We start from the raw sequence: 455 nt of genomic DNA, 5'->3' as shown, positions 1-455 counted from the left end.
GATCGTGTCATTCTTAAGCCAGGACCAGCAGATGAAGTGGATGTCGTTAGACGCATGTTCAGGTCGTTCGCGGTCGAAGGAAAGAACGAAATTGAGATAGCGAAGGAATTGAATGAGGAGGGGAGCGTCAACCATTACGGCCGCGCTTGGAATCGCAATACAATCTCGAAAATGCTCTGCAATGAGAAGTACATGGGGCACAATGTCTACAATCGCACTTCCAGCAAGCTGAAGTCGAAAGCGACGAAGAACCCTCCAGAAATATGGATTCGTTCGGCTAACGCATTCGAAGCCGTGGTCGATCCGTTCCTGTTCCTGGCTGCACAAAGCAGATTTGCCGAACTCACGAGGCGTAAGTCTGACCAATGCATGCTCGAAAATCTTAGTCGCCTTTTGAAGGCTAAAGGGTTGTTAAACAGCAAGATCATTAATGGCGCGGAATCGACGCCTCGGGT

Annotated in this window: 1 protein-coding gene; it reads left to right on the top strand. The window is 49.5% G+C overall.

Annotated elements, in window-relative coordinates:
- The coding region (locus tag OZ411_RS43090; protein ID WP_282532825.1) for a recombinase family protein at positions 1–455 on the top strand (455 nt) is incomplete at both ends.

Origin of the sequence: Bradyrhizobium sp. Arg237L (assembly GCF_029990105.1) — a bacterium.
Classification (GTDB): domain Bacteria; phylum Pseudomonadota; class Alphaproteobacteria; order Rhizobiales; family Xanthobacteraceae; genus Bradyrhizobium.
This window is presented reverse-complemented; position numbering and strand designations above follow the sequence as displayed.